We start from the raw sequence: 6977 nt of genomic DNA on the forward strand, positions 1-6977 counted from the left end.
GCGAAGGCGTCCTGACTGGCACCGCAATTAAAGAACCTGCCACCCCCCACCCAACGCCTTGTACAACGCAATGCTCGCCTGCATCCGTGACAAGCGCAGTTGCACGTTCAAATCCTGTGCTGCATACAGCGTGCGCTGTGTTTCCAGCACCGTCAGCAAATCCTCGGCCCCGGCCCGATAGCGGCTTTGCGCGATGTTGAACGCGGTTTGTGCCTGGCTCAATTCTTCGCTCTGCCATTGGCGCTGTTCATCCAGTCCGCGAATGCTGTTGAGGGCTTTTTCGACGTCGGCGAAGCCATTGATGATTGCGCCGCGATAGATCTCCAGCAGTTCTTCCTGGCGCGCCGTGGCCTTGTCGCGCTGGGCGCCGAGGCGACCGTTGTTGAATACCGGCGCGAGCAGTCCGGCGGTGAGGTTGTAGAAGGGGCTGCGCAGAATGTCGTCGGCCCGGTCGGCGCCGGAGCCGAATTCGGCGGTGAGGGTCACGGTCGGCAGCATCGCGGCGCGGGCGACGCTGACGTCGGCCTGGGCGGCGGCCAGTTGCGCCTCGGCCCGGGCAATGTCCGGGCGGCGACTGAGCAACAGGCTGGGCACCCCGGCGTCAATCGCCGGCCAGGTCAGTTGATCGAAACGTTCCTGGCCCAACGCCAGAGCCTGAACCGGGCGGCCGAGCAGGGCGGCGAGGCTGATCCGCGCATCCTCGGCCTGTTGCTGCACCAGCGGCAACTGGCGTTGCTGCGCCGCCACCAGGCTTTTTTGCTGCGCCAGTTCCAGGGCCGTGGCCGAACCCGAATCGAAGCGGATCTGCACCAGATTCAACACGCTTTGCGCATTGGCCAGGTTCAACCCGGCGATGCGGCTCTGCTCCTGCAACGACAAGGCTTGCACGTAGCCATTGGCGACACCGCTGAGCAGCGTCAGCTCCACGGTGGCCTGATCGAACTCGCTGGCTTTCAGACTTGATTGCGCGCTGTCGCGGCTGGCCCGTTGACCACCCCAGAAGTCGATTTCGTAGCTGGCAGTCAGGTTCGCAGTGAAGTAGTCGACGGCGTCGTTATCGCTGTCGGCGTCGAGCTGACTGTAGCCGCTGCCACGCAGCAGCTTCTGGCGATTGGCATTGGCCTCGGCCTTGACCTCCGGCAGTTGCGAGCCGCCGGCGATGACCGTGTCGGCCCGGGCCTGGCGCACCCGGGCGATGGCGGCGGCCAAATCGTAACTGCCGAGCCGCGCCTGTTCGATCAGGCGACCCAGTTGCGGGCTGCCGAAGCGGTTCCACCATTGTTGGTTGTCGTGGGCTGCACCGACGGTGTGCGGCGATTGCCAGGTGGCCGCAGGCTCAATGCCGCTGTCGGGGCGCTGGGCCGGGCTGCCGCAGGCGCTGAGCAACAGGCACAGGGTTAACACACTGAGTGGCGGCTTCATCAATCGATCATTCACTGGTAAGGGCCGTGACCGGGTCGAGTCGGGCAGCTTTGCGGGCCGGCATGTAGCCGAAAACAACACCGGTGACCAAGGCGCAACCGAAGGCGCCCAGCACCGCTATCAAGGAGAATGCGACAGCGACTTCGCTAAAAATCAGCACGCCACCGACGATCAGTGCCAGGGCAATCCCGGTGAGGCCGCCCACCACCGAAAGCATCACCGCTTCAGTGAGGAACTGGCGCAGGATGTCGCGCTGGCGGGCACCGGTGGCCATGCGAATACCGATCTCGCGGGTACGTTCGCGCACGGTCATGAGCATGATGTTCATCACGCCGATCCCGCCCACCAGCAGCGAAATCGCGGCAATCGAGCCGAGCATCAGCGACAGGGTGTTTTGCGTGCGCGCCTCGGCCTGGATCATCGCCGCGTTGTTGGTCAGTTCGAAATCGTGCTTGCCGTCGTGCAGGCGCAGCATCAATTGTTCGATGGCCTTTTCGGTCTCCTTGACCTTGCGCGCGTCGGCGGCTGCGATGGCGATGTACTCGGGATTGTGCGTGCCGAACAGGCGCACGCTCGCGGCGGAGTAGGGGATGGCGATGCGGTCGTCGCTGTCGGAGTCGCCGGAGCTGGCGCCTTTTTCCGCGAGCACGCCGACCACCTGGAAGGGTACGTTTTCGATCAGGATGTACTGACCGATCGGGTTGGCCACGTCCTTGAGCAACTTGGTCCGCACCTTGTGCCCGATCACCGCGACCGCCGCGGCGTTCTGTTCATCGGCGTGGGTGAAGTAGCTGCCTTCGACCACCGGCCAGTTGAAGATCGCCGGGAAATTGGTGTCGTTGCCACCGACGTAGCTCATGTGATCAAGGTTGCCGAAGCGCACCCCGGCCTCCTGGCCGTTGACCGGCATGATCCGCATGACCTGGGGCAAGCTGGCAATCGCCGCGACTTCATCCAGCGTGACAATACCCATTGGCGTGCGCGGATTGGGCGCCGAGCCGCTGAGGTAAATGATGTTGGAACCGAACGCGCCCATCTGCGCCATCACCTGGCGCTTGCTGCCTTCGCCCACGGCCAGCATCACCACCACCGAGGCGACGCCGATGATGATCCCGAGCAGGGTCAACGCGGTGCGAAACTTGTTGATCCACATCACTCGCCACGCCGCTTGCACGGCATCCACCAATTCACCTTTCCAGGCGCCAGTCGCTTCAGCGCCTTCGCTCAGGCGCTTGCGCAGGTCTACCGCTTGCAGGGCGCCGGGGTTGGCCGAAATTTGCGCGACGGGGTTGTCCCTGACACTGTCGCTGATGATCAGGCCGTCGCGGATCTCGATGATGCGTTTGGCCCTGGCGGCCACTTCGCGGTCGTGAGTGATGAGGATCACCACGTGGCCCTGGCTCGCCAGTTCGTCGAGCAGGGCCATGACCTCGGCGCCACTGTGGCTGTCGAGGGCGCCGGTGGGTTCGTCGGCAAGGATGATGTGGCCGCCATTCATCAAGGCGCGGGCAATCGACACCCGTTGCTGTTGCCCGCCCGAGAGTTGATGCGGACGGTTGCCGGTGCGCGAAGCCAGGCCGAGGCGGTCGAGCAGGGCGGCGGCGCGGGCGTGGCGTTCGGCGGCCGGGGTACCTGCGTAGATCGCCGGCATTTCGACGTTTTCCTGGGCCGAGCCGGACGGAATCAGGTGATAACCCTGGAACACAAAACCAAAGGCTTCGCGACGCAGCCAGGCCAACTCGTCACTGTCGAGGGCCGCGACGTTTTCCCCGGCGAAGCGGTATTCACCCGAGGTCGGGCGGTCGAGGCAGCCGAGGATGTTCATCAGCGTCGACTTGCCGGAGCCGGAGGCGCCGACAATCGCCACGAACTCGCCGGCATGGATCGACAGGTCGATGCCGCGCAACACGTGAACTTCAGGCGCGTCGCCACCGCCGTAGGCTTTGCGGATGTCCGAAAGGTCGATCAGGGGCGTGTGCATTCAGCCGCCACTCCCGTCGGCCGGACCGATCAACAGATGATCGCCTTCCTGCAGGCCGTCGAGGATCTGTACGCGCAGGCGATCACTGATGCCGGTACGGACATTGCGTTGCTGGATGTCGCCGTTTTTGGCGACGACTTGGGCAGTTTGGCGATCAGCCTCGGCGCCGCTTTGCAGGGCGGCGATGGGCGCGGTCAGGACGTTCTTCGCCTGATCGGCGACGAAAAACACTTGGGTGGTCATTTCTGCCATCAGCGCGTTATCGGCGTTGTCGACGTCCAGCAACACGGTGTACAGCACCACGCGGGCACTCCCGCTTTTGCTGCTGCTGGCGGGGCTGCCGCTGCCCTGGCTGGTCTGGTCCAGCGGCTTGGGCGGCACGGGGAGGATTTGCCGCACGGTGCTGGTCCAGCGCCGGGTGCCGCCGCTCAAGGTGGTGAACCAGGCGTGCATGCCGGGTTTGACGTGGCCGATGTCGGCCTCCGAGACCTCTGCCCACACGGTCATCGGCGACAGCCTGGCGATGCGCAAAATCAGCGGTGTCTGCTGTTGGGCGTTGAGGGTCTGGCCCTCGCGGGCATCCAGCGCCACCACTGTGCCAGCCATTGGTGCATAAATCCGCGTGTAGCCCAACTCGGCCTGGTCGCTGCGCAGGCTGGCCTGGGCCTGGCGGATCTGCGCCTGGAACATGTCGACCCGTGCCTGGGTGGCGCGCAGTTCCGCTTGGGCGGTCTGCACATCTTCTTCACGGGTGGCGCCGGCGGCGGCGAGGTTCTGTTGGCGCTGGTATTTCTGCCGGGCCAGCTGGTATTGCGCCCGTTGCTCCTGCAGCTGCGCCTTGAGGTTTTCGATGGAGAAGCGCCCGGCATCGAGTTTGGCCTGTTGCGTGGACGGGTCGATTTCCACCAGCAACTGACCTTCCTTGACCACATCCCCGACTTCCACGTGGATCTTGTGGATCTGCCCGGACGCCTGGGCGCCGACGTCGACATAGCGCCGCGGTTGCAGGGTGCCCAATGCGGTGACGCTGCTTTCAATGTCGGCGCGGCTGACCTGGACGGTGGCGAACTGGTCGCGGCCCGGCGGGATGAACTGCCAGGCGGCGACGGCAACCACGGGGATCAGACAAAGTGCTGCAAACAGGGCGCGTCGGGTCTGTCGGGGACGTTTCATGCAGGGTTCCGGCCTGGGGAAATCGGCCCGTCGTTCAGCGGCGAGTCGATGGCTGAACACTGCCGGCAGGGCCGGGCAGGGACGGGGAGATGTCCTGTAAACGATGAACCGGGCGCGGAATTTAGGCGCTGACACAATCTAATGTGGGAGCGGGCTTGCTCGCGAAGAGGCCGGCACATTCATCATTTATGTTGCCTGATGCACCGCCTTCGCGAGCAAGCCCGCTCCCACATAGACCAGCACTATTTATCGGGCAAGGCGACGCAGTACTTTAAATCTATATGAGAATTACTATAAATTACGCGACTCGAACTGCCACTATCGTGCCACTGCGTGATTCAGCGGTCGCCGAAACGGCTCAAGGATAGAAACCGCGCCCCTGTGCGGACGGGAGTCATGTTGGAAAACTACTATCGTGAGCTGGTGTGTTTCCTGAACGCCAGGCTGGGCAACCGCCAGGCGGCCGAAGATGTGGTTCATGACGCTTATCTGCGCGTGCTGGAACGCACCAGCGAAGCGCCGATCGAGCAGCCCCGCGCATTCCTGTATCGCACCGCATTGAATCTGGTCATCGATGACCACCGGCGCAACGCCTTGCGTCGCGCCGAACCGCTGGAGGTGCTCGACAGCGAAGAACGCTACTTCACGCCCTCGCCGCACAAGGTGCTCGATCACGGCCAGCGCCTGGACATGCTCCAGCGTGCTTTGTCGGAGCTGCCACGGCTGTGCCGCGAGAGCTTCCTGTTGCGCAAGATCGAGGGCTTGTCCCATCCGCAAATCGCCGAGCAACTGGGTATTTCCCGTGCACTGGTCGAAAAGCACATCGTCAATGCCATGAAGCATTGCCGTGTGCGGATGCGTCAGTGGGATGGCCACTGATCCCCCGGACTCATCAAACCTCGTTAAATTTTGTTTCATTGTCCTCGTTCCTACTCAACAGACGACCTGTTGTGCGGCCCTTGGCCGGTCAGGTTACTTAGGTTCAATGCCCTGTTTTTGAGGGGAACATCCAGAGGACACTGGAAATGACACAGGCAATTGCATCGCCCCTCGTTCACGACCTGATCGGCGTCGGTTTCGGCCCGTCGAACCTGGCACTGGCCATCGCGCTGCAAGAACGCGGGGCGAGCCAGGGCGAACTGGATGTGCTGTTTCTAGACAAACAGGCCGACTACCGCTGGCACGGCAACACCCTGGTGACCCAGAGCGAGTTGCAGATTTCCTTCCTCAAGGACCTGGTGACCCTGCGCAATCCGACCAGCCCTTACTCGTTCGTCAATTACCTCAAGGCCCACGGGCGCCTGGTGGACTTCATCAACCTGGGCACCTTCTATCCGTGTCGCATGGAGTACAACGACTACCTGCGCTGGGTCGCCGGGCAGTTCACCGGGCAAAGCCGCTACGGCGAAGAGGTGCTGACCATCGAGCCGGTGCTGCACAACCATCAGGTCGAGGCGCTGCGGGTGATTTCCCGCGATGCGAGCGGGCATCAACAGGTGCGCACCACCCGTTCGGTGGTGGTCAGCGCCGGTGGCACGCCGCGCATTCCCGAAGTGTTCAAGGCACTCAAGGATGACGGCCGGGTGTTCCACCATTCCCAGTACCTGGCGCAGATGGCCAAACAGCCGTGCGTGGACAACCGACCGATGCGCATTGCGATCATCGGTGGCGGGCAGAGCGCGGCGGAAGCCTTCATCGATTTGAACGACAGCTTCCCGTCGGTGCAGGTCGACATGATCCTGCGCGGCTCGGCACTGAAGCCAGCCGACGACAGCCCCTTCGTCAATGAAGTGTTCTCGCCGGAGTTCACCGACCTGGTGTTCCAGCAGCCCGACAGCGAGCGCGAGCGACTGGTGAACGAGTACCACAACACCAACTACTCGGTGGTGGACATCGATCTGATCGAGCGCATCTACGGCATCTTCTACCGGCAGAAAGTCTCGGGCATCGCTCGCCATGCGTTCCACACCCTGACCACCCTCTCAAAAGCCACAGCCAACGAACGTGGTATCGAACTGGTGTTGCGCAACAACGCCACCGGTGAAGTCTCGGTTCGTCACTACGACGCCGTGGTCCTGGCCACCGGTTACGAGCGGCAGATGCACCGCAAACTGCTGGCGCCGCTGGAGGAGTACCTGGGTGACTTCGAGGTCGATCGCCACTACAAACTGATCACCGATGAACGCTGCAAGGCCGGTCTCTACATGCAGGGCTTCTGTCAGGCCAGCCATGGGCTGAGCGACACCTTGCTGTCGATCCTGCCGATTCGTGCCGATGAAATTGCCGGCTCTTTGTATGAGCATGGCAAGCATCGCGGGCATGGCCGGTCGGTGGTGGATCTGTTGTTGGCGACTGCCAGCTGAGATTTGTGGCGTCTGTAAGGCCCTCTTCGCGAGCAAGC

Annotated in this window: 5 protein-coding genes; 2 read left to right on the forward strand and 3 right to left on the reverse strand. The window is 63.1% G+C overall.

The window, feature by feature from the left end:
• Positions 1-27: 27 nt before the first annotated feature.
• From PMI28_RS25760 to PMI28_RS25750, 3 genes are read right to left on the reverse strand one after another with little or no spacing between them, the layout of a single operon-like run.
• A complete protein-coding gene (locus PMI28_RS25760; protein ID WP_007982267.1) occupies positions 28-1422 on the reverse strand; it encodes an efflux transporter outer membrane subunit in 1395 nt (464 codons plus the stop codon).
• Between the two features lie 7 nt (positions 1423-1429).
• The gene (locus PMI28_RS25755; protein WP_007982269.1) at positions 1430-3403 is read right to left on the reverse strand and encodes a MacB family efflux pump subunit; all 1974 of its coding nucleotides are present in this window, start codon (positions 3401-3403) and stop codon (positions 1430-1432) included.
• Positions 3404-4576, reverse strand: coding sequence for an efflux RND transporter periplasmic adaptor subunit (locus tag PMI28_RS25750; protein ID WP_007982271.1), 1173 nt, complete (start codon positions 4574-4576; stop codon positions 3404-3406).
• A gap of 396 nt (positions 4577-4972) precedes the next feature.
• On the opposite strand from PMI28_RS25750, the gene PMI28_RS25745 reads away from it, so the two are divergent.
• Positions 4973-5455, forward strand: a complete 483-nt coding sequence (locus PMI28_RS25745) for a sigma-70 family RNA polymerase sigma factor (protein ID WP_007982273.1) — start codon at positions 4973-4975, stop codon at positions 5453-5455.
• Between the two features lie 146 nt (positions 5456-5601).
• Positions 5602-6939, forward strand: coding sequence for a lysine N(6)-hydroxylase/L-ornithine N(5)-oxygenase family protein (locus PMI28_RS25740; RefSeq protein ID WP_007982274.1), 1338 nt, complete (start codon positions 5602-5604; stop codon positions 6937-6939).
• The last annotated feature ends 38 nt before the right edge of the window (positions 6940-6977 follow it).

Origin of the sequence: Pseudomonas sp. GM48, from assembly GCF_000282335.1 — a bacterium.
Classification (GTDB): Bacteria; Pseudomonadota; Gammaproteobacteria; order Pseudomonadales; family Pseudomonadaceae; genus Aquipseudomonas.